General features: G+C 67.6%; 22 protein-coding genes. 11 read left to right on the top strand and 11 right to left on the bottom strand.

Annotated elements, in window-relative coordinates; genetic code table 11:
- Nucleotides 1-47 precede the first annotated feature (47 nt).
- The 3 genes from WS95_RS29845 to WS95_RS29855 all read left to right on the top strand — a co-directional run bounded on the left by WS95_RS29845 (nucleotide 48) and on the right by WS95_RS29855 (nucleotide 3,531).
- Nucleotides 48-1,331, top strand: a complete 1,284-nt coding sequence (locus WS95_RS29845; protein ID WP_034209878.1) for an MFS transporter — start codon at nucleotides 48-50, stop codon at nucleotides 1,329-1,331.
- Between the two features lie 156 nt (nucleotides 1,332-1,487).
- A complete protein-coding gene (locus WS95_RS29850; RefSeq protein ID WP_034209815.1) occupies nucleotides 1,488-2,093 on the top strand; it encodes a nitroreductase family protein in 606 nt (201 codons plus the stop codon).
- Between the two features lie 187 nt (nucleotides 2,094-2,280).
- The gene (locus tag WS95_RS29855; RefSeq protein WP_059827609.1) at nucleotides 2,281-3,531 is read left to right on the top strand and encodes an Hsp70 family protein; all 1,251 of its coding nucleotides are present in this window, start codon (nucleotides 2,281-2,283) and stop codon (nucleotides 3,529-3,531) included.
- A gap of 100 nt (nucleotides 3,532-3,631) precedes the next feature.
- Here WS95_RS29855 and WS95_RS29860 read toward each other — a convergent pair whose 3' ends face one another.
- Nucleotides 3,632-3,835: a cold-shock protein gene (locus WS95_RS29860; protein ID WP_006477070.1), complete on the bottom strand. Its 204-nt coding sequence runs from the start codon at nucleotides 3,833-3,835 to the stop codon at nucleotides 3,632-3,634.
- Nucleotides 3,836-4,254: 419 nt separating this feature from the next.
- Between WS95_RS29860 and WS95_RS29865 the strand changes: the two genes are divergently transcribed.
- Nucleotides 4,255-5,853 (top strand): APC family permease, encoded by a 1,599-nt coding sequence (locus WS95_RS29865; protein ID WP_059827611.1) that lies wholly within the window; start codon nucleotides 4,255-4,257, stop codon nucleotides 5,851-5,853.
- A 109-nt stretch (nucleotides 5,854-5,962) separates the two neighbouring features.
- On the opposite strand, the gene WS95_RS29870 is transcribed toward WS95_RS29865, so the two are convergent.
- From WS95_RS29870 to WS95_RS29900, 7 genes are all read right to left on the bottom strand, one after another.
- Nucleotides 5,963-6,754 (bottom strand): DODA-type extradiol aromatic ring-opening family dioxygenase, encoded by a 792-nt coding sequence (locus WS95_RS29870; protein WP_034209818.1) that lies wholly within the window; start codon nucleotides 6,752-6,754, stop codon nucleotides 5,963-5,965.
- 199 nt (nucleotides 6,755-6,953) lie between these two features.
- Nucleotides 6,954-7,550: a UbiX family flavin prenyltransferase gene (locus WS95_RS29875; protein ID WP_034183704.1), complete on the bottom strand. Its 597-nt coding sequence runs from the start codon at nucleotides 7,548-7,550 to the stop codon at nucleotides 6,954-6,956.
- Between the two features lie 24 nt (nucleotides 7,551-7,574).
- Nucleotides 7,575-7,886 carry a Grx4 family monothiol glutaredoxin gene (gene grxD / locus WS95_RS29880; RefSeq protein WP_006477066.1) on the bottom strand — a complete coding sequence of 104 codons (312 nt, stop codon included), beginning with the start codon at nucleotides 7,884-7,886 and terminating at the stop codon, nucleotides 7,575-7,577.
- A 67-nt stretch (nucleotides 7,887-7,953) separates the two neighbouring features.
- Entirely contained in the window at nucleotides 7,954-8,796 is an 843-nt protein-coding gene (gene prmC, locus WS95_RS29885; protein WP_059827613.1) for a peptide chain release factor N(5)-glutamine methyltransferase, read from the bottom strand.
- Between the two features lie 7 nt (nucleotides 8,797-8,803).
- On the bottom strand, nucleotides 8,804-9,886 hold the full coding sequence (gene prfA, locus WS95_RS29890; protein ID WP_034209820.1) for a peptide chain release factor 1: 1,083 nt from the start codon (nucleotides 9,884-9,886) through the stop codon (nucleotides 8,804-8,806).
- Between the two features lie 90 nt (nucleotides 9,887-9,976).
- Nucleotides 9,977-11,275, bottom strand: coding sequence for a glutamyl-tRNA reductase (hemA, locus tag WS95_RS29895; RefSeq protein ID WP_034209821.1), 1,299 nt, complete (start codon nucleotides 11,273-11,275; stop codon nucleotides 9,977-9,979).
- Between the two features lie 26 nt (nucleotides 11,276-11,301).
- Nucleotides 11,302-12,066, bottom strand: a complete 765-nt coding sequence (locus WS95_RS29900; protein WP_034209822.1) for a response regulator transcription factor — start codon at nucleotides 12,064-12,066, stop codon at nucleotides 11,302-11,304.
- A gap of 171 nt (nucleotides 12,067-12,237) precedes the next feature.
- On the opposite strand from WS95_RS29900, the gene WS95_RS29905 reads away from it, so the two are divergent.
- From WS95_RS29905 to WS95_RS29920, 4 genes are all read left to right on the top strand, one after another.
- Nucleotides 12,238-12,492: a hypothetical protein gene (locus tag WS95_RS29905; protein ID WP_034209823.1), complete on the top strand. Its 255-nt coding sequence runs from the start codon at nucleotides 12,238-12,240 to the stop codon at nucleotides 12,490-12,492.
- A gap of 18 nt (nucleotides 12,493-12,510) precedes the next feature.
- Nucleotides 12,511-14,325, top strand: coding sequence for an aminopeptidase P family protein (locus tag WS95_RS29910; protein WP_059827616.1), 1,815 nt, complete (start codon nucleotides 12,511-12,513; stop codon nucleotides 14,323-14,325).
- Between the two features lie 77 nt (nucleotides 14,326-14,402).
- Nucleotides 14,403-14,954 carry a cysteine hydrolase family protein gene (locus WS95_RS29915; RefSeq protein WP_034209825.1) on the top strand — a complete coding sequence of 184 codons (552 nt, stop codon included), beginning with the start codon at nucleotides 14,403-14,405 and terminating at the stop codon, nucleotides 14,952-14,954.
- On the top strand, nucleotides 14,951-15,574 hold the full coding sequence (locus WS95_RS29920) for an HAD family hydrolase (protein WP_034209826.1): 624 nt from the start codon (nucleotides 14,951-14,953) through the stop codon (nucleotides 15,572-15,574). The genes WS95_RS29915 and WS95_RS29920 overlap by 4 nt, the downstream gene beginning before the upstream one ends.
- Before the next feature lie 130 nt (nucleotides 15,575-15,704).
- On the opposite strand, the gene ettA is transcribed toward WS95_RS29920, so the two are convergent.
- From ettA to gcvA, 3 genes are all read right to left on the bottom strand, one after another.
- On the bottom strand, nucleotides 15,705-17,372 hold the full coding sequence (gene ettA, locus WS95_RS29925) for an energy-dependent translational throttle protein EttA (RefSeq protein ID WP_059499686.1): 1,668 nt from the start codon (nucleotides 17,370-17,372) through the stop codon (nucleotides 15,705-15,707).
- Nucleotides 17,373-17,541: 169 nt separating this feature from the next.
- The gene (locus WS95_RS29930) at nucleotides 17,542-17,862 is read right to left on the bottom strand and encodes a DUF3761 domain-containing protein (RefSeq protein ID WP_034209828.1); all 321 of its coding nucleotides are present in this window, start codon (nucleotides 17,860-17,862) and stop codon (nucleotides 17,542-17,544) included.
- A 107-nt stretch (nucleotides 17,863-17,969) separates the two neighbouring features.
- Nucleotides 17,970-18,887, bottom strand: coding sequence for a transcriptional regulator GcvA (gene gcvA, locus WS95_RS29935; protein WP_059780279.1), 918 nt, complete (start codon nucleotides 18,885-18,887; stop codon nucleotides 17,970-17,972).
- Nucleotides 18,888-19,080: 193 nt separating this feature from the next.
- On the opposite strand from gcvA, the gene WS95_RS29940 reads away from it, so the two are divergent.
- The 3 genes from WS95_RS29940 to gabP all read left to right on the top strand — a co-directional run bounded on the left by WS95_RS29940 (nucleotide 19,081) and on the right by gabP (nucleotide 22,541).
- Complete coding sequence (locus WS95_RS29940) at nucleotides 19,081-20,346, top strand: MFS transporter (protein ID WP_059827618.1); 1,266 nt, start codon at nucleotides 19,081-19,083, stop codon at nucleotides 20,344-20,346.
- A gap of 80 nt (nucleotides 20,347-20,426) precedes the next feature.
- The gene (locus WS95_RS29945; protein WP_059827620.1) at nucleotides 20,427-20,771 is read left to right on the top strand and encodes an MmcQ/YjbR family DNA-binding protein; all 345 of its coding nucleotides are present in this window, start codon (nucleotides 20,427-20,429) and stop codon (nucleotides 20,769-20,771) included.
- A gap of 378 nt (nucleotides 20,772-21,149) precedes the next feature.
- The gene (gene gabP, locus WS95_RS29950; RefSeq protein ID WP_059827622.1) at nucleotides 21,150-22,541 is read left to right on the top strand and encodes a GABA permease; all 1,392 of its coding nucleotides are present in this window, start codon (nucleotides 21,150-21,152) and stop codon (nucleotides 22,539-22,541) included.
- The last annotated feature ends 83 nt before the right edge of the window (nucleotides 22,542-22,624 follow it).

Here is a 22,624-nt window from a genome sequence, read left to right on the forward strand (position 1 = left end):
CGGAGCCGGTGCGACGACACCGGAACCGCCAACTGGAGAACATGAAGATGAACTGGGCAGTGACACGAATCGGCGGGCGCTTCCATTACGGATGGCTCGCGGCGGCGGTGGTATTCCTGATCCTGCTGGCGGCGGCCGGCACACGCGCGACGCCGAGCGTGCTGATGGTGCCGCTCGAGCGCGAGCTCGGCTGGAGCCGCGGAGCGATTTCGCTGGCGATTTCGGTGAACATCGCGCTGTACGGCCTGACGGGCCCGTTCGCGGCCGCCGCGATGCAGCGCTTCGGGTTACGCCCGACGATCCTCACCGCGCTCGTCACGATGGGCGCGGGCGTCGCGCTGTCGTCGATGATGACGCAGAGTTGGCAGATGGTGCTGATCTGGGGGCTGATGGTCGGTTGCTCGACCGGCGTCGTCGCGCTGACGCTGTCCGCGACCTTCGTCACGCGCTGGTTCCATGCGCGGCGCGGCCTCGTGATGGGGATCCTGACCGCGAGCACGGCCACCGGCCAGCTCGTGTTCCTGCCGATGCTCGCGGCGATCGCGCAGCGCCACGGCTGGCGGCCGGTCGTGCTGGTCGTCGCGGTGGCGGCCGCGATCGTGATTCCGCTCGTCGCGTTCCTGCTGCCCGAGCGGCCGGCCGACGTGCAGTTGCGCCCGTACGGCGAGCCGGCCGATGCGCCGCCCGCGCCCGATGCGACGAAGGAGAACCCGCTCGCGGTCGCGTTCCGCACGCTGCTGACGGCGAGCCGCTCGCGCGACTTCTGGCTGCTGTTCTTCAGCTTCTTCATCTGCGGCGCGAGCACCAACGGCTATGTCGGCACGCACCTGATCGCGATGTGCAGCGACTACGGGATGACCGAAGTGCAGGGCGCGTCGCTGCTCGCGGCGATGGGCGTGTTCGACCTGTTCGGCACGACGCTGTCGGGGTGGCTGTCCGACCGTTACGACAACCGCGTGCTGCTGTTCTGGTACTACGGGCTGCGCGGGCTGTCGCTGATCTACTTGCCGCATGCGTTCGGGATCGATTTCTTCGGGCTGCCGCTGTTCGCGATGTTCTACGGGCTCGACTGGATCGCGACCGTGCCGCCCACCGTACGGCTCGCGACCGACGTGTTCGGCAAGGCCGCGGCGCCCGTCGTGTTCGGCTGGATCGTCGCCGGCCACCAGCTCGGCGCGGCATTCGCGGCGCTCGGCGCGGGGCTGTTGCGCGCGAGCCTCGGCACCTACACGATCGCGTCGATGATCTCGGGCGCGTTGTGCATCGTCGGCGCGCTGATCGTGCTGCGGATCAACCGCGGTCCGTCGCGCGCGGCCGCGCAGGCAGCCTGATCGCGGCGGCCCGGCCGGCCGCACCTGCTGCGGCCGGCCATTGCACGCACGGAGATTTGCATAGCGCGGCGGGATCGGGCGCGCTGTCGCTCAAGCAGGTATGCTTGCGGTTCGCCGGGCGTTCGCGCCCCTTCATCGATGTCAGCGAGGAACCGCATGTCCGTCAAACCTGCTCCCACCACTGTTTCGATTCACGATCTGATCGCGGGCCGCTGGAGCCCGCGCGCGTATTCGGATGAACCCGTCAGCGCCGGCGATCTCCACGCGGTGCTCGAAGCGGCGCGCTGGGCGCCGTCCGCGTACAACGCGCAACCGTGGCGTTTCATCGTATTCGATCGCACCCAGGACGAAGACGCGTTCAAGCGTGCGTTTGCGACGCTGGTGCCGTTCAACCAGGGCTGGAATGCACCGGCGCCGGTGTTGATCGCGGTCACCGCGCACACGTTGACGCCGAAGGGCGAGCCGGCGCCGACCGCGCTGTACGACGCGGGCGCCGCCGCGATGTCGCTGGTGCTCCAGGCGCACGCGCTCGGCCTCGCCGCGCACCAGATGAGCGGGTTCGACGCGAAGGCGTTCCGCGACGCGTTCGCGATTCCGGCGGACGTCGCGATCGTGTCGATCATCTCGCTCGGCCACTACGGCAACGTCGACAAGCTCGATCCCGTGCTGCGCGATCGCGAGAAGGCGCCGCGCACGCGCCATGCGATCGGCGAAGTGGTCTACGCGGGCGCGTGGAAGAAGAGCTTCGACACGGCGGCCTGATCCTGCAGACGGGCAGGCGGCGTCGCGCATCCTGCCCGCGCATGTTCCCGGCGCGCCACGCCGCGCGTCGGCCGCCGCCGGTGCCCGTTGCGCGGCCCCGGTGGCCGGCCCGGTTGTGATCGCGCGGGCTTCATGTTAAAAAGCCCGTCCTTTCCGTTTTCGCGCCGGCCTGCTGCGGCAACTTCCCATGACTTACTGCGCGATCGATTTCGGCACGTCCAATTCCGCCGTGGCGCTGCCCGACGGCGACGGCATGCGCCTCGCGCCCGTCGAGGGCGACCATCTGACGCTGCCCACCGCAATCTTCTTCAACAACGACGAAGAGACGGTCGAGTACGGCCGGGCGGCGCTGGCCTCCTATATCGACGGTTTCGACGGCCGGCTGATGCGCTCGATGAAGAGCATTCTCGGCTCGCCGCTCGCGGAAACGACGACCGATCTGGGCGACGGCAGTGCGATCGCGTACACCGAAATCATCGCGCGTTTCCTGACGCACCTGAAGCGCAAGGCCGAAGCGCGCGCGGGCGCGCCGATCGGCCGTGCGGTGCTCGGCCGGCCGGTGTTCTTCGTCGACGACGATCCGCGCGCCGACCGCCTCGCCCAGGCTCAGCTCGAGGCGGCCGCGCAATCGGTCGGCTTCGCGGACGTGCACTTCCAGTACGAACCGATCGCCGCCGCGTTCGACTACGAATCGCGCCAGCCCGCCGAGCGTCTGGTGCTCGTCGCCGACATCGGCGGCGGCACGTCCGACTTCTCGCTGGTGCGCGTCGGCCCGCAGCGGATGGCGCGGCTCGAGCGCAAGGACGACGTGCTCGCGCACCACGGCGTGCACGTCGCGGGCACCGACTACGACCGGCGTGTCGAGCTGGCGGCGATCCTGCCCGCCTTCGGCTACCGTTCGCTCGATCCGGAAGGGCGCGAACTGCCGAACAAGATCTACTTCGATCTCGCGACCTGGCACCTGATCAATACCGTCTACACGCCGAAGCGGATCGGCGAGCTGAAGCTGATGAAGCACCTGTACCAGGATCCGCGGCAGTACGACCGGCTCACGAGCGTGGTCGAGCAGCGGCTCGGGCATGCGCTGATGGCGCGCGCGGAAGAAGCGAAGATCGGCGTCGCGGCGGGCGGGGAGACGATGATCGACCTGAACGACGTGGAAGAAGACCTGCTGATCGCGTTCGACGCGGATCGCCTCGTCGACGCGAGCCGGGACGATACCGCGCGCATCGTCGATGCCGCGCGCGAGACGGTGCGGCTTGCGGGCGTTGCGCCGCGCGATGTCGGCGCGCTGTATTTCACCGGCGGTTCGACGGGGCTCGCATTCCTGTCGGGCGCGCTCGCCGACGCGTTCCCGGATGCGCAGCCGGTGTTCGGCGATCGCCTCGCGAGTGTCGCGACGGGTCTCGGTATTCACGCGCAGCGACTGTTCGGCTGAGTGGAGGGCGGTTACCGGTCGCCATGCAGGATGACCGGCGCCCAAAAACAAAAAGCCCCGCCGAAGCGGGGCTTTTTTTTACACGAATGATCGCGCCAGCTTAGACCGGACGGATGTTCGCAGCTTGCAGACCCTTCGGGCCCGTCTTCACTTCGAATTCAACCTTCTGGTTTTCTTGCAGCGTCTTGAAGCCTTCGACGCGGATTTCCGAGAAGTGCGCGAACAGATCGTCGCCGCCGCCTTCCGGGGTGATGAAGCCGAAGCCCTTTGCGTCATTGAACCACTTGACGGTACCGGTTGCCATGTTACTTGTTCCTAAAAAAATAAAACGGGGCCGAAGCCCATGGTGTGCGGAAAATCAAGGAAGGGGTAATAGGACCAACCGGAGTACCGTTGATGGGCGAACTACGAAAGAACCAATTCACTCGCCACTTGAAATCCTGCGAAGTTCTTTATACGGCTAATCGGTCTGACGGTCAACCGTATTCCCATGCTCTCAGGGTTATTGCGGAGATCAGGTTTACAAAGCTTGCAAGCGATGCGAATTTTTTGTAGGGGCCGATCGATTTTGGCGCCACGTTCGAGGTGCAACCGTTAAACTACGCGCCGCGTGGACGGGTTGCCCCGATCGGGTGACCCTCCCCCCAAGAATGCGTGCGCGGTGCGGTCCGAGCCGATCCCGGACCGCCGGCCGACCATGCTTTTTGAGACACAGGAGAGGATGTGAAGAGTTCTATTCAACGGAACATCGGCCCGTTTGCATTGATGCTGACGGGACTGGGTTCGATTATCGGCTCGGGCTGGCTGTTCGGTGCCTGGAAGGCCGCGAAGATCGCCGGTCCGGCGGCGATCTGCGCATGGATCATCGGCGCCGTCGTGATTCTCGCGATTGCGCTGACGTATGCGGAACTGGGCGCGATGTTCCCCGAGTCGGGCGGCATGGTGCGCTACGCGCGCTACTCGCACGGTTCGCTGGTGGGCTTCATCAGCGCATGGGCCAACTGGATCGCGATCGTCTCCGTGATCCCGATCGAGGCCGAAGCGTCGATCCAGTACATGAGCACGTGGCCGTATCCGTGGGCGCATGCACTGTTCGTGAACGGCGAATTGCAGACACTCGGCCTGCTGCTGTCGGCCGTGCTGGTCGTCGTCTACTTCATGCTGAACTACTGGGGCGTCAAGGCCTTCGCGCGGGCGAACACCGCGATCACGATCTTCAAGTTCCTGATCCCCGGCCTGACGATCCTCGGCCTGATGCTGACGAGCTTCCACGCGGAGAACCTCGGCACCGCGTCGAGTGCGAGCTTCGCGCCGTACGGCTGGTCGGCCGTGCTGACCGCGGTCGCGACGAGCGGCATCGTGTTCGCGTTCAACGGCTTCCAGAGCCCGGTGAATCTGGCGGGCGAAGCGCGCAATCCGGCGCGCAGCGTGCCGTTCGCGGTGATCACGTCGATCCTGCTCGCGCTCGTGATCTACGTGCTGCTGCAAATGGCGTATATCGGTTCGGTGAACCCGGCCGACGTCGCGAAGGGGTGGGCGCACTTCAACTTCTCGTCGCCGTTCGCGGAACTCGCGATCGCGCTGAACCTGAACTGGCTCGCGATCCTGCTGTACGTCGACGCGTTCATCAGCCCGAGCGGCACCGGTACGACCTACATGGCGACGACCACCCGCATGATCTACGCGATGGAGCGCAACAACACGATGCCGAAGATGTTCGGCAACGTGCACCCGATCTACGGCGTGCCGCGCCAGGCGATGTGGTTCAACCTGCTCGTGTCGTTCGTTTTCCTGTTCTTCTTCCGCGGCTGGAGCTCGCTCGCGGCGGTGATCTCGGTCGCGACGGTGATCTCGTACCTGACCGGCCCGATCAGCCTGATGGCGCTGCGCCGTTCTGCGACCGACATCGAGCGTCCGCTGTCGATTCCGCTGATGAAGTTGATCGCACCGTTCGCGTTCGTGTGCGCGTCGCTGATCCTGTACTGGGCAAAGTGGCCGCTGACGGGCGAAATCATCCTGCTGATGATCGTCGCGCTGCCGGTGTATTTCTACTTCCAGGCGAAGGCGGGCTGGACCGGCTGGGGCGCCGATCTGAAGGCGGCATGGTGGCTGGTCGCGTACCTGCCGACGATGGCCGTGCTGTCGCTGATCGGCAGCAAGGAATTCGGCGGTCACGACCTGCTGCCGTACGGCTGGGACATGGTGGTCGTCGCGGCGATCTCGCTGGTGTTCTACTTCTGGGGCGTGAATACCGGTTACCGGACCCAGTATCTCGACGAGCGCGAGTCGCACGACGAGATCCTCGAAGGGGTCGGTGTCTGACGGCCCACCTGTCGCCGGATTCGGCGGCGGCAGGATGCAGCGATAAAAAGAAGCCCGCCCGAGCGATGCCCGGGCGGGCTTTTTGCTGGCTCGGCCGCTGCGCCGCGGCTCAGGCGCCGGCGCTCGCGAACACGTAGTTCGTCATCGCGAGCACGCGCTGGTAGGTGCCGAGCGACTGGATGCCGAGCCGGTAGTCGTCGTCCGCCGCGCCGAGCGCCGCGAAGACCGGCAGCAGATGCTCGTCGGTCGGATGCATCAGCGCCGCGTGCGGCGCCTGCCGACGGTAGTCGAGCAGCGCGTCGACGTCGCGCGCGGCAAGCTTCGCCTCGAACCAGTCCGTGAATTCCGCGACGCGCGGATCCGCGTCCTCGGGCGCCGCGCCGAAATCGGCGGCGCGCAGGTTGTGCGTGATCTGGCCCGAGCCGATCACCATCACGCCGTCGTCGCGCAGCGGCCGCAGCGCACGGCCGAGCGCGAAGTGATGCGCGGCGTCCGCGCGCGGCTGGATCGACAGTTGCGCGACCGGCACGTCGGCTTCCGGAAACATCAGCAGCATCGGCACCCACGCGCCGTGATCGAGGCCGTGTTCGGTCGTCGCGGTCGCGATGCCGGCCGCGTTCAGCAGCGCGGCCGCGCGCTCGGCGACGTCGGGTGCGCCCGGCGCCGGATAGCGGATGTCGTACAGCGCCTGCGGGAAACCGTAGAAGTCGTGAATCGTGTCCGGATGCGCGGCGACGCTCGCGACCGGCCGTTGCGTGCCCCAGTGCGCGGACAGCATCAGCACCGCGCGCGGGCGCGGCAGTTCGGCGCCGAGGTGCGTGAACGCGCCGGACGGCAGCGCCGGGTCGATCGGCAGCGTCGGGGCGCCGTGGGACAGGTACAGCGAAGGCAAGCGGTTCATGATGGTGACCTGCAGAAGGATTTGCCTGTGACTATAGGTGCGCACCGTGCATTGATAAATCGGCGAACGGGAATTTGATTGACGCTTGTTCGTTGATAATCGCGGCGGCGCCGATCAATCGATGCGGATTCGCACCGAAAGCGGGAAATCGACGGAATTGCCGCGAAGATCGATGGAGATGCGCGCAAAAGCGGCGTGGTTACTGCGCGTGCCGGATGCCCGCCCACGGCGTCGTGAGCGGCGCGCTGAGCGCGAAGAGGTCGAGGACGCGCGTGACGGTCTGGTCGACGAGTTCCTCGATCGTCTTCGGCATCGCATAAAACGCCGGCAACGGCGGAAAGACGATGCCGCCCATTTCGGTGACGGCGGTCATGTTGCGCAGATGCGCGAGGTTGAACGGCGTTTCGCGCACCATCAACACGAGACGGCGGCGTTCCTTCAGCGTGACGTCGGCCGCGCGTGTGATCAGGTTGTCGGACAGCCCGTGCGCGACACTCGCGAGCGTCTTCATCGAGCAGGGTGCGATCACCATGCCGTCGGTCGCGAACGAACCCGACGCGATCGTCGCGCCGACGTCGCGCACCGAATGCACGACGTCCGCACGGCTTTCGACATCGGCCTTCGGCAGCTTCAGTTCATGCTGGATGTTGAGCCAGCCGGCGTTCGAAATCAGCAGGTGCGTTTCGACGCCGCCGGCGGCGCGCAGCAGGTCGAGCAGCCGCACACCGTAAATCGCGCCGGTGGCGCCGGTGATCGCGACGATCAGCCGGCGTGGCGGCGCGCTGGGAGATGCCATCGAAAGGGGGACGGGTGCCGCGTATCAAGCGGCGGCGAACAGTTGCTGCAGTTCGCCCGACTGGTACATCTCCATCATGATGTCCGAGCCGCCGATGAATTCGCCCTTCACGTAGAGTTGCGGAATGGTCGGCCAGTTCGAGAATGCCTTGATGCCCTGGCGGATTTCGTCGTCCTCGAGCACGTTGACCGTCTTGAACTGGTCGACGCCGCAGGCCTTCAGCACCTGCACGGCGCGGCCCGAGAAGCCGCACATCGGGAATTGCGCGTTGCCCTTCATGAAGAGCACGACCTGGTTTTCGTCGACGATTTGCTTGATACGTTGTTGGGTGTCCATGACTGACCTTGCGTTTGCGGGGCGTTAGATCGAAATGATAGCGGATTTCAACCGGGCGGGCCGGGCGTCAGCCCGGCAGGCGGCCGCCGGTCGTGCGTTCGATGGCGGCGAGATCGGCGCGCGATTCGACCGCGACGAAGCCGTGCGACGCCAGTATCGCGCGGACGGCTTCGGCCTGGTCGTAGCCGTGCTCGATCCACAGCGTGCCGCCCGGTTTCAGATAGGCGCCGGCGCCCGCGACGATCGTGCGGATCGCGCTGAGACCGTCGGCATCGTCGGTGAGCGCGCCGCGCGGCTCGAAACGCAGGTCGCCTTGTCCGAGGTGCGGATCGTGCTGCGCGATGTACGGCGGGTTGCTGACGATCGTATCGAACGCGAGCGCGGGATCGAGCGCCGCGTACCAGTCGCTCTGCAGCCAGTGCAGCGGGCCGCCGGGGCGCGGCGTGCCGAGCAGTTTGTCGGCATTGCGTTGCGCGACCGCGAGCGCGTCCGGCGACCGGTCGAGCGCCCACACGCGCGCATCGGGACGCTCGGCCGCGATCGACACGGCGATCGCGCCGCTGCCGGTGCCGAGATCGAGCACGGTGGCGTGCGGCAGCCCGTCGATCGCATCGAGCGCGGCTTCGACGAGCAGCTCGGTTTCGGGGCGCGGGATCAGCACGTCGGGCGTCACCTCGAACGGGCGGCCGAAGAACTCGCGCATCCCCACCAGTTGCGCGACGGGCTCGCCGGCGATGCGCCGCGCTTCGAGCGCGCGGTAGCGTTCGACCGCGGCGGCGTCGAGCGGCGCGTCGCCGCGCGTGATCAGTTGCGTGCGGGTCCAGCCGAGCGCGTGCGCGAGCAGCACGCGTGCATCGACGGGGTCGAGCGGCGAGGCGCGCAGCAGCGCGTCGGCGGTGGTGTCGGACATCGCGGCCTCAGTCGGCGTCGCCGAGCGATGCGAGCAGCTCGGCCTGGTGCTCGGTGACGAGCGCGCCGATCAGTTCGTCGAGATCGCCGTCCATGATCGCCTCGAGCCGGTACAGCGTCAGGTTGATCCGGTGGTCGGTCATCCGGCCCTGCGGGAAATTGTACGTGCGGATCCGCTCCGAACGGTCGCCGGAGCCGATCAGGCTCTTGCGCGTCGCCGCTTCCTTCGCATGCTGCTCGTGATACTGCTTGTCCTTGATGCGCGCGGCGAGCACCTTCAGCGCGCGATCCTTGTTCTTGTGCTGCGAGCGGTCGTCCTGGCATTCGACGACGATCCCGGTCGGCAGGTGCGTGACGCGCACCGCTGAATCGGTCTTGTTGATGTGCTGGCCGCCGGCGCCGGACGCGCGGAACGTGTCGATGCGCAGGTCGGCCGGATTGATCTCGACCTCGCCGATCTCGTCGGCTTCCGGCATCACGGCGACCGTGCACGCGGACGTATGGATGCGCCCTTGCGTCTCGGTGGCCGGCACGCGCTGCACGCGATGGCCGCCCGATTCGAACTTCAGGCGCGAATACGCGCCCTGGCCCGCGATCCGCACGATCACTTCCTTGTAGCCGCCGAGATCCGACGCGCTTTCCGACATCATTTCGACCTGCCAGCGCTGGCGTTCCGCGAAGCGCAGGTACATGCGCAGTAGATCGCCCGCGAACAGCGCCGATTCGTCGCCGCCCGTGCCCGCACGGATTTCGAGGAAGATGTTGCGGTCGTCGTTCGGGTCCTTCGGCAGCAGCATCTTCTGCAGCTCGGTCTCGAGGCGCGCCATGTCCTCGCGCGCGCGGCGGATTTCGTCTTCCGCGAAATCGCGCATCGACGGATCGGCGAGCAGTTCCTGCGCGGCCGTCTCGTCGCTGCGCGACTGGCGCCATAACGCGTACTGCTCGACGACCGGGCCGAGTTCCGCATGTTCGCGTGTCAGCTTGCGGTACTGGTCGAGGTCGGCCGTGACGTTTTCGCGGCTCAGCAGATCGTTCAGTTCGGCCAGCCGTGTGGAAAGCTGGTCGAGCTTGCGTTGCATGCTCGTCTTCATGGTGTGGAGCGGCGCTCCCGGGCAAAGGGGTATTCGGAAAGGATAGACCGGCGGCAGAACCACGACCGGCCGGCGGCAGGGCGAGCGGCGCTAGTGGCCGGACGGGTCGTTCGAGCGGGGAGCGTGCTGGTAGAAGCCGCGCATCAGGTCGATCAGCGAATCGCGATCGGCGCCGTTGACGCGGTTGAGCGCGCTCGTCGGGCCGTGGATCAGCTTGTTGGTCAGCGCTTGCGACAGCGCTTCGAGCACGGCCGCCGGATCGTCGCCGCGCGCGAGCAGCTTCTGCGCCTTCTCGACTTCGGCCCGGCGCAGCGCGTCGGCCTGCGTATGCATGTGACGGATCACCGGCACGACGCTGCGCGTGTCGAGCCATTGCATGAAATTCTGCACGCGCGTCTCGATGATCGCCTCGGCCTGGGCGACCGCGGCCTGACGCGATGCGTTGCCTTCGCGCACGATCGCGCCGAGATCGTCGACGGTGTAGAGGAACACGTCCTTCAGCTTGCCGACTTCGGGCTCGATGTCGCGCGGCACCGCGAGGTCGACCATGAAGATCGGACGGTGGCGGCGCGCCTTCACCGCGCGCTCGACCGCACCGAGGCCGATGATCGGCAGCGTCGATGCGGTGCACGACACGATGATGTCGAATTCGTGCATGCGGGTGGGCAGATCGGCCAGCGGCATCGCGCGGCCGTTGAAGCGTTCGGCGAGCCGCTGGCCGCGTTCGGCCGTACGGTTCGCGACGACGAGCTCGCGCGGGCCTTGCGCGGCGAAGTGCGTCGCGCACAGCTCGATCATCTCGCCGGCGCCGATGAACAGCACGCGCTGATCCGACACCTTTTCGAAGATCCGCTGCGCGAGGCGAACCGCGGCGGCGGCCATCGACACCGACTGCGTGCCGATTTCGGTCGTGCCGCGCACTTCCTTCGCGACCGCGAACGTGCGCTGGAACAACTGATTCAGATAGGTGCCGAGCGCGCCGGCTTCCGTCGCGGTGCGAACGGCATCCTTCATCTGGCCCAGAATCTGGGTTTCGCCGAGCACCATCGAATCGAGGCCGGAGGCGACGCGGAACGCGTGCCGGACCGCTTCGGACTGCGGCAGCGCATAGACGTGCGGCGCGAGCTCGTCGACCGGAATCCGGTGATACTCCGACAACCAGCGGATCGCGCCTTCGCGGGCCGCGCGATCGTCGGTCGCGCAATACAGTTCGGTGCGGTTGCAGGTGGAGAGGATCGCCGCTTCGGGCGTATTGGGCGCCTGCGGGCCGAGAAACACGTTCTTGAACGTAACGAGAGCCGGCTTGATCTGCTCGAGCGGAAACGCCACGCGTTCGCGCAGGGCGACAGGCGCAGTGTGGTGATTGATTCCGATCGTGAGGAGTTGCATATCGAGGGCTATCGTTTAGCCCCATATTATAGCGTTTCGGCGATTTCCTCACTCGCCGCATACCGGGCATCGGCGTGGCGCGGCCGCGAATTTGGGGGCTCGATCGGTACGCGGTCGAGCCGATAGCCGAAGCCGTAGAGCGGCAACAGCTGGTAGCCGCGCTCCGGAAGCAACTGCAATTTGCTGCGCAGCCGGGACGCGTGCGTGTCGAGCGTGCGCGACTTCATGTCGCGGCGGCGCGCCCATACCGTTTCCAGGATGTGCGCGCGCGACACGGGCCGCGACAGGTTCGTGAACAGCAATTGTGCGAAACGGAACTCTTTCGGCGTGAGTGAAACGATTGCGTCGCCGAAACGCACGAGGCAATGCGTGGCGTCGAACGCGTATTCGCCATACATTTCGCGCGAGCGGGTGGGCGCCCGCCGTACGCCGGCGCGCCGGCTCAGTGCATTGACGCGCGCGAGCAGTTCGGGCCCGCTCACCGGGCGCACGAGGCAATCGTCGGCGCCGGCGTGCAGGCACGACACGATTTCGCTTTCGCGCGCCGACTGCATCACCGCGATGGCCGGCAACCCGGGCAGGACCGCCTGCGCGCGCGGGATGACTTCCTGCGCCGGCTGGTCGCCGGCCCAGTGGCCGGTGACCAGCATGTCGCAGGTGTTGTCGGCAGCGAGCCACTGGAAGAATGCGGTGCTGGACGAAAACGCATGGCACACGTGACCGCCCGCGAAGAGCAGGCGGTTCAGGAGTGCGGTATGGCGCGATTCCGGATCGATCAGAGCGATTCGCATGAGGATTTCTTCAATACGGCAGCCGGTGTGCGCTTGCCATAACGTCGAGTCGGCCCCTACACTCGAATGTTCGCGGCGCCCGGCTGGTCTCGGGTTCGATGGATGAATCGATGCTAGCCGCTGGCAGCGTTCACGCCTATGGGACGAATCTGAATTTATAGAAGGCGTTGAATGAACTGGTTTGGAATCCTTGTCCTGGGAGCGGCCGTCGGGCTGTTCGGCCGCTGGCTGCATCCGCTGCGGCGCACGGGCCGGCCGGCGTGGTGGATCGCGGTGCTCGTCGGCATCGTGGGCGCGGCCGCCGCCCGCATGGTCGGCAATCTCTCGGGACTGTTTTACGATGGCGAGACGCTCGAATGGCCGGTCTGCACCGGCGTCGCGTTCCTCGCCGTAGCCGTGACGGTCGCGCTGTCGGCCCGTCGCTGAATGCTCTCAGGTGAAATCATGAATGCCCGTCTCCCCGAAGTCTCGCCGGTGCCGGCCCGTCTCGCGCTGCTGCGCGACGCCATGGCCCGCGAGAATCTGGCCGCCTATCTCGTGCCGTCCGCCGACCCCCACTTGTCCGAATACCTGCCCGAGCGCTGGCAGGCGCGCCGCTGGCTGTCCGGCTTCACGGGCTCGGTCGGCACGCTGGTCGTGACCGCGGATTTCGCGGGGCTGTGGGTCGACAGCCGCTACTGGGTGCAGGCCGATGCCGAACTGGCGGGCACGGGCGTGCAGTTGATGAAGATGACGGGCGGGCAGCAGAGCGCACCGCACGTCGACTGGCTCGCGCGGAACGTGGCGGCCGGCGCGACGGTCGGGGTCGACGGCGCCGTGCTCGGCGTCGCGGCCGCGCGCGGGTTGACGGCCGCGCTGAGTGCGCGCGGCATCGCGCTGCGTACCGACGTCGACCTGCTCGACGCGATCTGGCCCGAGCGGCCGGGGCTGCCCGGCCACGCGGTATTCGAGCACGTCGCGCCGCTGGCCGACACGACGCGCGCGAGCAAGCTCGCCGACGTGCGCCGCGCGATGCACGCGCAGGGCGCGCAATGGCACTTCGTGTCGACGCTCGACGATCTCGCGTGGCTGTTCAACCTGCGCGGCGCCGACGTCAACTTCAATCCGGTGTTCGTTGCGCACGCAATGATCGGCACCGATCGCGCGACGCTGTTCGTCGCCGACGGCAAGGTGCCGCCGGCGCTGGCCGCGTCGCTCGCGCAGGACGGCGTCGACGTCCGCGCCTACGACGCCGCGCGTGCGTCGCTTGCGGCGCTGCCCGACGGCGCGACGCTGCTGATCGACCCGCGCCGCGTGACGTTCGGCACGCTCGAGGCCGTGCCGGCCAGCGTGAAGCTCGTCGAGGCCGTGAATCCGTCGACGTTCGCGAAGTCGCGCAAGACGTCCGCCGAGATCGAGCACGTACGCGTGACGATGGAGCATGACGGCGCCGCGCTCGCGGAGTTCTTCGCGTGGTTCGAACAGGCCGTCAATCGCGAGACGATCACCGAGCTGACGATCGAGGAACAGCTCACGGCCGCGCGCGCCCGCCGCCCCGGCTACGTGTCGGCGAGCTTCGCGACGATCGCCGGCTTCAACGCGAACGGCGCGATGCCGCACTACCACGCGACGCGCGAGTCGCACGCGACGATCGCCGGCGACGGGCTGCTGCTGATCGATTCGGGCGGCCAGTACATGACGGGCACGACCGACATCACGCGCGTCGTGCCGGTCGGCACCGTCAGCGACCTGCAGCGGCGCGATTTCACGATCGTGCTGAAATCGATGATGGCGCTGTCGCGCGCCCGCTTCCCGCGCGGCATCCGCTCGCCGATGCTCGACGCGATCGCGCGTGCGCCGATGTGGGCGGCCGGGCTCGACTACGGCCACGGCACCGGGCATGGCGTCGGGTACTTCCTGAACGTGCACGAAGGTCCGCAGGTCATCTCGCACTACGCGCCGGCCGAGCCGTACACGGCGATGGAAGAGGGCATGATCACGTCGATCGAGCCGGGCGTGTACCGTCCGGGCCAGTGGGGCGTCCGGATCGAGAACCTGGTCGTGAACCGTGCGGCCGGGCAGACGGAATTCGGCGATTTCCTCGCGTTCGAGACGTTGACGCTGTGCCCGATCGACACGCGCTGCGTGCTGATCGAGATGCTGCACGATGAAGAGCGCGCGTGGCTGAACACGTATCACGCGACGGTGCGCGAGCGCGTCGGCCGGCACCTGAGCGGCGACGCGAAGGCGTGGCTCGATGCGCGCACGCAGCCGATCTGACGCAACGCGCGGTAATGGCCGGAGGGCGGCCGGATAGCGGCCGCACGACGGCGGAACAATCACAGCGAGGGCAAGTCATGGCGGACACTGCGGTGATCGTGATCGACATGCAGCGCGGGCTGGTGGAGCGGGCGCAGCCCGCATACCGGCTCGACGACGTGGTGTCGGGCATCAACCGGTTGACGGCGGCAGCGCGCGCGGCGAACGCGCCGGTGTGCTTCGTGCAGCACGACGGCGATGCGGACGACGACATCGTGCCCGGCACGCCGGGCTGGGAACTGCATGCGGGGCTGGTCGTCGGCCGCGACGACTGGCGCGTGCGCAAGCAGGCGAGCGACGCGTTCCACGACACGCCGCTCGCGGCGCAGCTCGATCGCCACGGCATCCGCTCGGTGCTGATCTGCGGCTATGCGACCGAGTTCTGCGTCGATTCGGCCGCGCGCCGTGCCGCGCTGCTCGGCTACCGGACCACCGTCGTGTCCGATCTGCATACGACGAACGAGCGCGCCCACCTGTCGGCGGCGCAGATCGTCGCGCATCATCACTTCGTCTGGAACAACAATTCGCTGTCGGGTAACGCGGTGACGCCGCGTCCGCTCGCAGACGTGCTCGCCACGGAGTTCGCATGACGATCAAGGCCGTGGTGTTCGATTTCGGCGGCGTGCTGATCGACTGGAGCCCCGAGTACCTTTACCGCGAACTGATTCCCGACGCCGCCGAGCGCCGCTGGTTCCTCACGCACGTGTGCGCGATGGACTGGGTGGTCCGTCAGGACGGTGGGCAGACGATCGAGGAAGGTACGGCCGAACTCGTCGCGAAGTTTCCGGAGCACGAAGCGCTGATCCGCGCGTTCTACGCGCGCTGGCACGAGATGATCGGCGGCGTGCTCGAAGAGGGCGCGGCCCTCGTCGACCGGCTGGACGCGCAGGGGATGCCGCTGTTCGGGCTGACGAACTGGTCCGCGCAGACGTTTCCGTATGCATGGGACAACTTCCCGGTGTTGCGCCGGTTCAAGGACATCGTCGTGTCGGGCCGCGTGAAGCTCGTGAAACCCGATCCGGCGATCTACCGCGAGATGCATGCGCGGATCGATCCGCACCTGCCCGGCATCGCGCCGCACGAGCTCGTGTTCATCGACGACAACGCGAAGAACGCCGCGGCTGCGACGGCGCTCGGCTGGCACGGCATTCATCATACGAGCGCGGCGGCGACCGAGGCGCGGCTGCGCGAGCTGGGCGCGCTCGCTTAAGCGGCGGGGCGGACGTCGGGCGAAAAAAAGCGAGCCAAGGGCTCGCTTTTTCGTTGGGCCGTTCCGGAAACGGCCGCTTTCGGCATCCGGCGCCGTGCGATCGCGGCGCCGGATGCCCGGGCCGTGCCGGTCAGCGGCTGATCGGCTTGTAGCGCAGGCGCTTCGGCTTCGCGGCTTCCTCGCCGAGGCGCGCACGCTTGTCGGCTTCGTACTCCTGGTAGTTGCCGTCGAAGAACGTGACCTGCGAATCGCCTTCGAACGCGAGGATGTGCGTCGCGATTCGGTCGAGGAACCAGCGATCGTGCGAGATCACCATCACCGAGCCCGCGAATTCGAGCAGCGCGTCTTCCAGCGCACGCAGCGTCTCGACGTCGAGGTCGTTCGACGGTTCGTCCAGCAGCAGCACGTTGCCGCCCGAGATCAGCGTCTTCGCGAGGTGCAGGCGGCCGCGTTCGCCGCCGGACAGGTTGCCGACGATCTTCTGTTGGTCGCCGCCCTTGAAGTTGAAGCGGCCGATGTACGCGCGCGACGGCGTTTCGTACTTGCCGACCGTCAGCACGTCGGCGCCGCCCGAGATTTCCTCGAACACGGTCTTCGAACCGTCGAGCGCGTCGCGGCTCTGGTCGACGTACGCGAGCTTCACCGTCGGGCCCATCACGACTTCGCCCGAATCCGGCTGTTCCTTGCCGGTCAGCATCTTGAACAGCGTCGACTTGCCGGCGCCGTTCGGGCCGATGATGCCGACGATCGCGCCGGCCGGGATCTTGAAGCTCAGGTTGTCGATCAGCAGGCGGTCGCCGAACGACTTGCTGACGTTCTTGAACTCGATCACTTCGTTGCCGAGGCGCTCGCCGGCCGGAATGAAGATTTCCTGCGTTTCGTTGCGCTTCTGGTATTCCTGGCTGCTCAGCTCCTCGAAGCGCGCGATACGCGCCTTCGACTTCGCCTGGCGGCCCTTCGGATTCTGGCGCACCCACTCCAGTTCCTTCTTGATCGCCTTCTGGCGCGCGGATTCCGACGCTTCTTCCTGCTTCAGGCGCTCTTCCTTCTGGTCGAGCCAGCTGCTGTAGTTGCCCTTCCACGGAATGCCGTGGCCGCGGTCGAGTTCGAGAATCCACTCGGCCGCGTTGTCGAGGAAGTATCGATCGTGCGTGACGGCGACGACGGTGCCCGGGAAGCGCACCAGGAACTGCTCGAGCCAGTCGACCGATTCGGCGTCGAGGTGGTTGGTCGGCTCGTCGAGCAGCAGCATGTCGGGTTTTTCGAGCAGCAGCTTGCACAGTGCGACGCGGCGCTTTTCGCCGCCCGACAGGTGCTCGATCTTCGCGTCCCATGCCGGCAGGCGCAGCGCGTCGGCGGCCACTTCGAGCTGCTGCTCGGGGCTGCCGCCGTCGCTCGACGCGAGGATCGCCTCGTATTTCGCCTGCTCGGCCGCGAGCGCGTCGAAGTCGGCGTCCGGCTCGGCATACGCCGCGTAGATTTCTTCCAGCTTCTTGTTCGCCTGGAACAGGTCGCCGAGGCCTTCCTCGACGGCTTCGCGCACGGTCTTCGTCGGATCGAGTTGCGGCTCCTGCGGCAGGTAGCCGATGTTCAGGTTCGGCATCGGCGTCGCTTCGCCTTCGATGTCCTTGTCGATGCCCGCCATGATGCGGATCAGCGTCGACTTGCCCGAGCCGTTCAGGCCGAGCACGCCGATCTTCGCGCCGGGAAAGAACGACAGCGAGATGTCCTTCAGGATCTGGCGCTTGGGCGGCACGATCTTGCCGACCCGGTTCATCGTGAAAACGTATTGGGCCATTTCGGTGTGAAAGTCAGAAGTGGTTGAGACGACCGCGCAGCGCGCGGGCGGGGCGGCGTCGGGAGATTCGGTACGGAGCGTGCCGCGCGGGGCGCGGCGGTGCGAGCGCGTATTGTACTGCGCCGCCGGCTGCCGCTGGCGCGGTGCAGGCCATTCGGCCGACCCGCGCTCACAGCCATGCGGCGACGCCCCCGTGCCCCGAGCAGGTGCCGCGCCGGTGCCGGCTGAAGCTATACGTGCCGTCGCGGCAACGCGCGCTCGCGCCGTCCGGCACGCGGCCCGATTTCGAATGCGCGGGCGCATGCACGGTTTCGCCGTCGCGGTTGCGATACGTGTCGTGACGGTCGAGATCGGCTTCGTTGCCGTAGCCGGGCGGCGCGCGATACGCGTGCGCGGAAGCGGGCAACGCGGCGCCCGCGACGAAGAGCGCGGCGGACAGGGTCGCGGACAGGGCCGCGGCATGGGTCGCGCGATGGAGCAGGGTACGCATGGTCTCTCTCGTTATGTTCGTTGTTGTCGTTGTCGTCGTTGTCGTCGATGCCGGGCCGGTGGCCCGCGCCGCATGTTAGCGGATCCGCGCCGTGTACCCGCGCGACGCTACGCCGCGCCGGACATCGACGCCGCGCCGTCGGCCCGCGCGGCGTCGAGAATCCACCGCCGGAACGCGGCAACCTTCGGCCGTTCCGCGTGATGCGGCGGATAGACGAGGTAGTACGCGAAATCGTCGAGCCACGCGGCGTCGGCAAGCTGCACGAGCCGGCCGCTCGCCAGCTCGCCGCGCACCATCGCGGCCGGCAGCAGCCCGGCGCCCTGGCCGGCGACGATCGCCTGCAGCAGCAGGCCCGAGTCGTCGAACGCAGGGCCGCGCGGCGGGCCGAAATCGTCGATCCGCTGCGCGCCGAACCAGATGTGCCAGCCCTTGCGTTCGGCGTCGTGCAGTTGCGGCCAGCCGACGAGCTCGGCCGGCGTCGCCGGCATGCCGAGCCGCGCGACGAGGTCGGGCGACGCGAGCGCGACGATTTCGACCGTCAGCAGCCGTTCGCTGCACAGCCCGACGTAGCGCCCGAGACCGTGGCGGATCGCGACGTCGACGCCGTCGCGCGAGAAATCCGCGAGCGCATGGCTCGTGACGACCTGCAGGTCGACGTCGGGGCTGGCTTGGCGGAACTGCGCGAGGCGCGGGACGAGCCACGCGGACGCGAAGAACGGCGTGACGCTCACCGTCAGCACGCCGCTGTCGGCGGCGCCCGACACGCGCTGCGACGCGTCGGCGATCTGCCGGAACGCGTTGCGCACCGGCGGCAGGTAGTCGCGGCCGGCGGCCGTCAGCAGGATGCCGCGGTTCACGCGCTCGAACAGTTGCACGCCGAGGTGGGTCTCGAGCGTGCGGATCATCTGGCTCACCGCGCCGGGCGTGACCGACAGCTCCTCGGCCGCCGACTTCACCGACAGGTGGCGGGCGGCGGCTTCGAAGGCGCGCAACGCGTTGAGTGGCGGCAGGCGGGAACGATTCATTCAGTTTTTCTAAAGCGAAAGGCCGACGAAATATGGTTTGAGGCGACGCGTACGCGCGAGTAACGTCGACACATCGGATCGCCTGTTGCGCGGCTGCCTGTCGGCGGCCGATGCGATCAACATAGTTCAACTATATCCACGGGGCAATCCGGATGCCGCCCGGCAGCCGGTGGAACCCGAAAGGAGCATCGTCATGAACCGCCCGGGCACATCGCGCCTTTTCTACGGCTGGTACGTGGTGGCGGCCGCGTTCGCCGTCACGTTCGTCGGGTTCGGCAGCGCGTATACGTTCAGCGCGTTCGTCGAGTCGCTGCAGCGGGATTTCGCCGCGTCGCGCGGCCAGATCTCGCTCGTGTTCTCGCTCGCCGGCTTCCTGTACTTCGGCTTCGGCATCGTCAGCGGGCCGCTCGCCGATCGTTTCGGCTCGCGGCGGCTCGCCGTCGCCGGGATGCTGCTGACCGGCGCGGGGCTCGCGGCCGCCGGCGCCGCGCATACGCTGCTGCAGGTCTATGTCGCGTACGGGCTCGGTGTCGGGCTCGGCGTCGGTTGCGCGTACGTGCCGGCCGTCGGCGCGGTGCAGCGCTGGTTCGTGCGCCGGCGCGGGTTCGCATCGGGGCTCGCGGTCGCGGGGATCGGCGTCGGCACGCTGGCGATGCCGCCGCTCGCGTCCGCGCTGATCGCGCAGGTCGGCTGGCGCGGTGCGTATTTCACGCTGGCCGCGATCGCGCTCGTGCTGGGAGCCGGCATGTCGCTGCTGATCGAGAACGATCCGCGCAGGCGCGGATGGCTGCCGGACGGCGATGTCGTCGGCGACGGCAGCCGGAATGCCGCCGCTGCATCGACCGGCGCGAACGTGCATGCCGGCGCGACGGTGCGCGAAGCCGTCACGTCGCGGCCGTTCGCGAGTCTCTATGCAGCCTGCCTCGTCTGCTCGTTCGGTGTGTTCGTCCCGTTCGTTCACCTCGTGCCATATGCGCTCGATCACGGCGTCGCACCGTCGACGGCCGTGCTGCTGCTCGGCGCGATCGGCGTGGGCAGCACGGCCGGCCGCTTCTTCCTCGGCGGCCTTGCCGACCGCTTCGGCCGCCGCGCGTCGCTGCTCGCGATGTTCGCCGGCATGGCCGTCGCGCTGATCGGGTGGGCGGGCGCCGGCACCGTCGCGACGCTCGCTGCGTTCGCGCTCGTGTTCGGCGTGTTCTACGGCGGCTGGGTCGCCGTGCTGCCGGCGGTCGTGATGGACTATTTCGGCGGCCGCAACGTGAGCGCGATCATCGGCATTCTGTACACGAGCGTCGCGTTCGGCACGCTGATCGGGCCGGCCGCCGCCGGCTTCGTCTACGATGCCGGCGGCGGCTATCTCGTGCCGATCCTCGCGAGCGCCGCCGCGAATGCGATCGCGTTCGCGATCGTCGCGACCACCGGGCGTGCGCCGGCCGCTGCGCGCGCGGCCGGCGGATAACGCCGTCCGCTGGGCGCGTCGCGCGGTTTCCGGTAAGGTGGCCGGACCGTCAACCGTCGACGCATGGTCGGGGAGGCATCGTGACATTCGACGAAGTCCGGCAGATCGCATTGGCGTGGCGCGGCGTCGAGGAAGGCACGTCGTACGGCACGCCCGCGCTGAAGGTGAAGGGAAAAGTGCTCGCGCGGCTGCGCGAGGACGGCGACACGCTCGTCGTGAAGGGCGTCGGCCCCGACGAGCGCGCATGGCTGATCGAATCGGCGCCCGACGTGTATTACGTGACCGATCACTATGTCGGCTGGCCGATCGTGCTGGTGCGCCTGTCGGCCGCGTATCCCGACGCCGTGAAAAACCTGCTTCTGCGAGAATGGCACGCACGCGTGCCGGCGAAGTGGCGGGACGAAACCGTCCGCGACGCGAACTGAGCGGCGCGCGCGGCGCACGGGCCGCCGCCGAACCGGATCAAGCGTTGCATCGGTTCGTATCGATGCAACGAGTGGTTCCATCGAAATTCTTCAATTGGTTCTTAGTGACGAACCGTTTGATGCTTACACTCCTTCGCTTCGAAGGCGGCTGACGACAGCCGACGGAACGGGCGTACGCGATGCGCCGGCGCCCGGCGCGCCGCATCGCACCCGCAGCTTCGCAGACTGCGCGGACGACCCGACCGGAACGGCCCGGTCCGGCCTTGTGCCCGCGTGCGATCGCACGCGGGGCCGCAGCCGGATTCGACAACGACAACTCCCCCGCGCCGCCTTCACGCGACACCGGTCGTACCGGAACCGTTTTTTGGAGAGAGACAGATGAGTGGAAGCAACACAGGCCTCGGCACTGGCCTGAAGCAGCGTCACGTGACGATGATGTCGATTGCCGGCGTCATCGGCGCGGGCTTGTTCGTCGGCTCCGGCCACGCGATCGCGGAGGCCGGGCCGGCATCGATACTCGCGTATGCGATCGCGGGCGTGCTGGTCGTGCTGGTGATGCGCATGCTCGGCGAAATGGCCGTCGCGCATCCGGACAGCGGGTCGTTCTCGACCTATGCCGATCGCGCGATCGGCCACTGGGCCGGCTTCACGATCGGCTGGCTGTACTGGTGGTTCTGGGTGCTCGTGATCCCGATCGAGGCGACCGCCGCCGCGACTATCCTCAATGCGTGGTTCCCGGGCATCGCGACGTGGATCTTCGCGCTCGGCATCACGCTGCTGCTCACCGTCACCAACCTCTTCTCCGTCAAGAACTACGGCGAATTCGAATTCTGGTTCGCGCTGATCAAGGTCGTCGCGATCGTCGTGTTCCTGTGCATCGGCGGCGCGGCGATCGTCGGCATCATCCCCGCGCCGGCCGTGTCGGGCGTGTCGAACCTGTTCGTGCACGACGGCTTCATGCCGCACGGCGCGAGCGCGGTGCTCGCGGCGATGCTGACGACGATGTTCTCGTTCCTCGGCACCGAGATCGTGACGATCGCGGCCGCCGAATCGGACAACCCGCAACGCCAGATCGTGCGCGCGACGAACTCCGTGATCTGGCGTATCACGCTGTTCTATCTCGGCTCGATCCTCGTCGTCGCGGCCATCGTGCCGTGGAACGACCCGCTGCTGCCGAAGCACGGCTCGTACCAGCGCGCGATGGAGCTGATCGGCGTGCCGAACGCGAAGGCGATCATCGACGTGATCGTGCTCGTGTCGGTCGCGAGCTGCCTGAATTCGGCGTTGTACACGGCGTCGCGGATGCTGTTCTCGCTGTCCCGGCGCCAGGACGCGCCGGCCTTCCTGCATCGCACCGATTCGACCGGCACGCCGCGCGCGGCCGTGCTGGCGTCGACCGCGTTCGGTTTCCTGACCGTGATCGCGAACTACCTGATGCCGGAACAGGTGTTCGGCTTCCTGCTCGCGACGTCGGGCGCGATCGCGCTGCTCGTGTATCTCGTGATCGCGATCTCGCAGTTGCGGATGCGCAAGACGCTCGAAGCGGGCGGCGCCGACCTGACGCTGCGGATGTGGCTGTTCCCGTGGCTCACGTGGGCCGTGATCCTGTTCATCTGCGGCACGCTGACCGTGATGTTCGTCAGCGAGGAGCACAGGATGGAAGTCGGCGCGACGGCCGTGCTGGCGTCGATCGTGCTGCTCGCGTCGTGGCTGAACAAGCGCGGGCGCGATGCGCAGGTGAACGCGGGGCGGCGGGTGTCGGCGACGTGAGCGCGCGAGCGGCCGGATGCGATAGCACCTGAGTGATGCCGCCCGGAAGTATCGTGGCCCGACCGGCGTGTGCCGGCCGGGCT

The sequence above is a fragment of the Burkholderia sp. MSMB1826 genome, from assembly GCF_001526325.1.
Lineage (GTDB): Bacteria > Pseudomonadota > Gammaproteobacteria > Burkholderiales > Burkholderiaceae > Burkholderia.

Excerpts from the sequence above, each read along its gene's own strand:
- WS95_RS29845 (WP_034209878.1), top strand. The coding sequence starts at position 48 with ATGAACTGGGCAGTGACACGAATCGGCGGGCGCTTCCATTACGGATGG.
- WS95_RS29850 (WP_034209815.1), top strand. The coding sequence starts at position 1,488 with ATGTCCGTCAAACCTGCTCCCACCACTGTTTCGATTCACGATCTGATC.
- WS95_RS29855 (WP_059827609.1), top strand. The coding sequence starts at position 2,281 with ATGACTTACTGCGCGATCGATTTCGGCACGTCCAATTCCGCCGTGGCG.
- WS95_RS29860 (WP_006477070.1), bottom strand. The coding sequence starts at position 3,835 with ATGGCAACCGGTACCGTCAAGTGGTTCAATGACGCAAAGGGCTTCGGC.
- WS95_RS29870 (WP_034209818.1), bottom strand. The coding sequence starts at position 6,754 with ATGAACCGCTTGCCTTCGCTGTACCTGTCCCACGGCGCCCCGACGCTG.
- WS95_RS29875 (WP_034183704.1), bottom strand. The coding sequence starts at position 7,550 with ATGGCATCTCCCAGCGCGCCGCCACGCCGGCTGATCGTCGCGATCACC.
- grxD (WP_006477066.1), bottom strand. The coding sequence starts at position 7,886 with ATGGACACCCAACAACGTATCAAGCAAATCGTCGACGAAAACCAGGTC.
- prmC (WP_059827613.1), bottom strand. The coding sequence starts at position 8,796 with ATGTCCGACACCACCGCCGACGCGCTGCTGCGCGCCTCGCCGCTCGAC.
- prfA (WP_034209820.1), bottom strand. The coding sequence starts at position 9,886 with ATGAAGACGAGCATGCAACGCAAGCTCGACCAGCTTTCCACACGGCTG.
- hemA (WP_034209821.1), bottom strand. The coding sequence starts at position 11,275 with ATGCAACTCCTCACGATCGGAATCAATCACCACACTGCGCCTGTCGCC.
- WS95_RS29900 (WP_034209822.1), bottom strand. The coding sequence starts at position 12,066 with ATGCGAATCGCTCTGATCGATCCGGAATCGCGCCATACCGCACTCCTG.
- WS95_RS29905 (WP_034209823.1), top strand. The coding sequence starts at position 12,238 with ATGAACTGGTTTGGAATCCTTGTCCTGGGAGCGGCCGTCGGGCTGTTC.
- WS95_RS29910 (WP_059827616.1), top strand. The coding sequence starts at position 12,511 with ATGAATGCCCGTCTCCCCGAAGTCTCGCCGGTGCCGGCCCGTCTCGCG.
- WS95_RS29915 (WP_034209825.1), top strand. The coding sequence starts at position 14,403 with ATGGCGGACACTGCGGTGATCGTGATCGACATGCAGCGCGGGCTGGTG.
- WS95_RS29920 (WP_034209826.1), top strand. The coding sequence starts at position 14,951 with ATGACGATCAAGGCCGTGGTGTTCGATTTCGGCGGCGTGCTGATCGAC.
- ettA (WP_059499686.1), bottom strand. The coding sequence starts at position 17,372 with ATGGCCCAATACGTTTTCACGATGAACCGGGTCGGCAAGATCGTGCCG.
- WS95_RS29930 (WP_034209828.1), bottom strand. The coding sequence starts at position 17,862 with ATGCGTACCCTGCTCCATCGCGCGACCCATGCCGCGGCCCTGTCCGCG.
- gcvA (WP_059780279.1), bottom strand. The coding sequence starts at position 18,887 with ATGAATCGTTCCCGCCTGCCGCCACTCAACGCGTTGCGCGCCTTCGAA.
- WS95_RS29940 (WP_059827618.1), top strand. The coding sequence starts at position 19,081 with ATGAACCGCCCGGGCACATCGCGCCTTTTCTACGGCTGGTACGTGGTG.
- gabP (WP_059827622.1), top strand. The coding sequence starts at position 21,150 with ATGAGTGGAAGCAACACAGGCCTCGGCACTGGCCTGAAGCAGCGTCAC.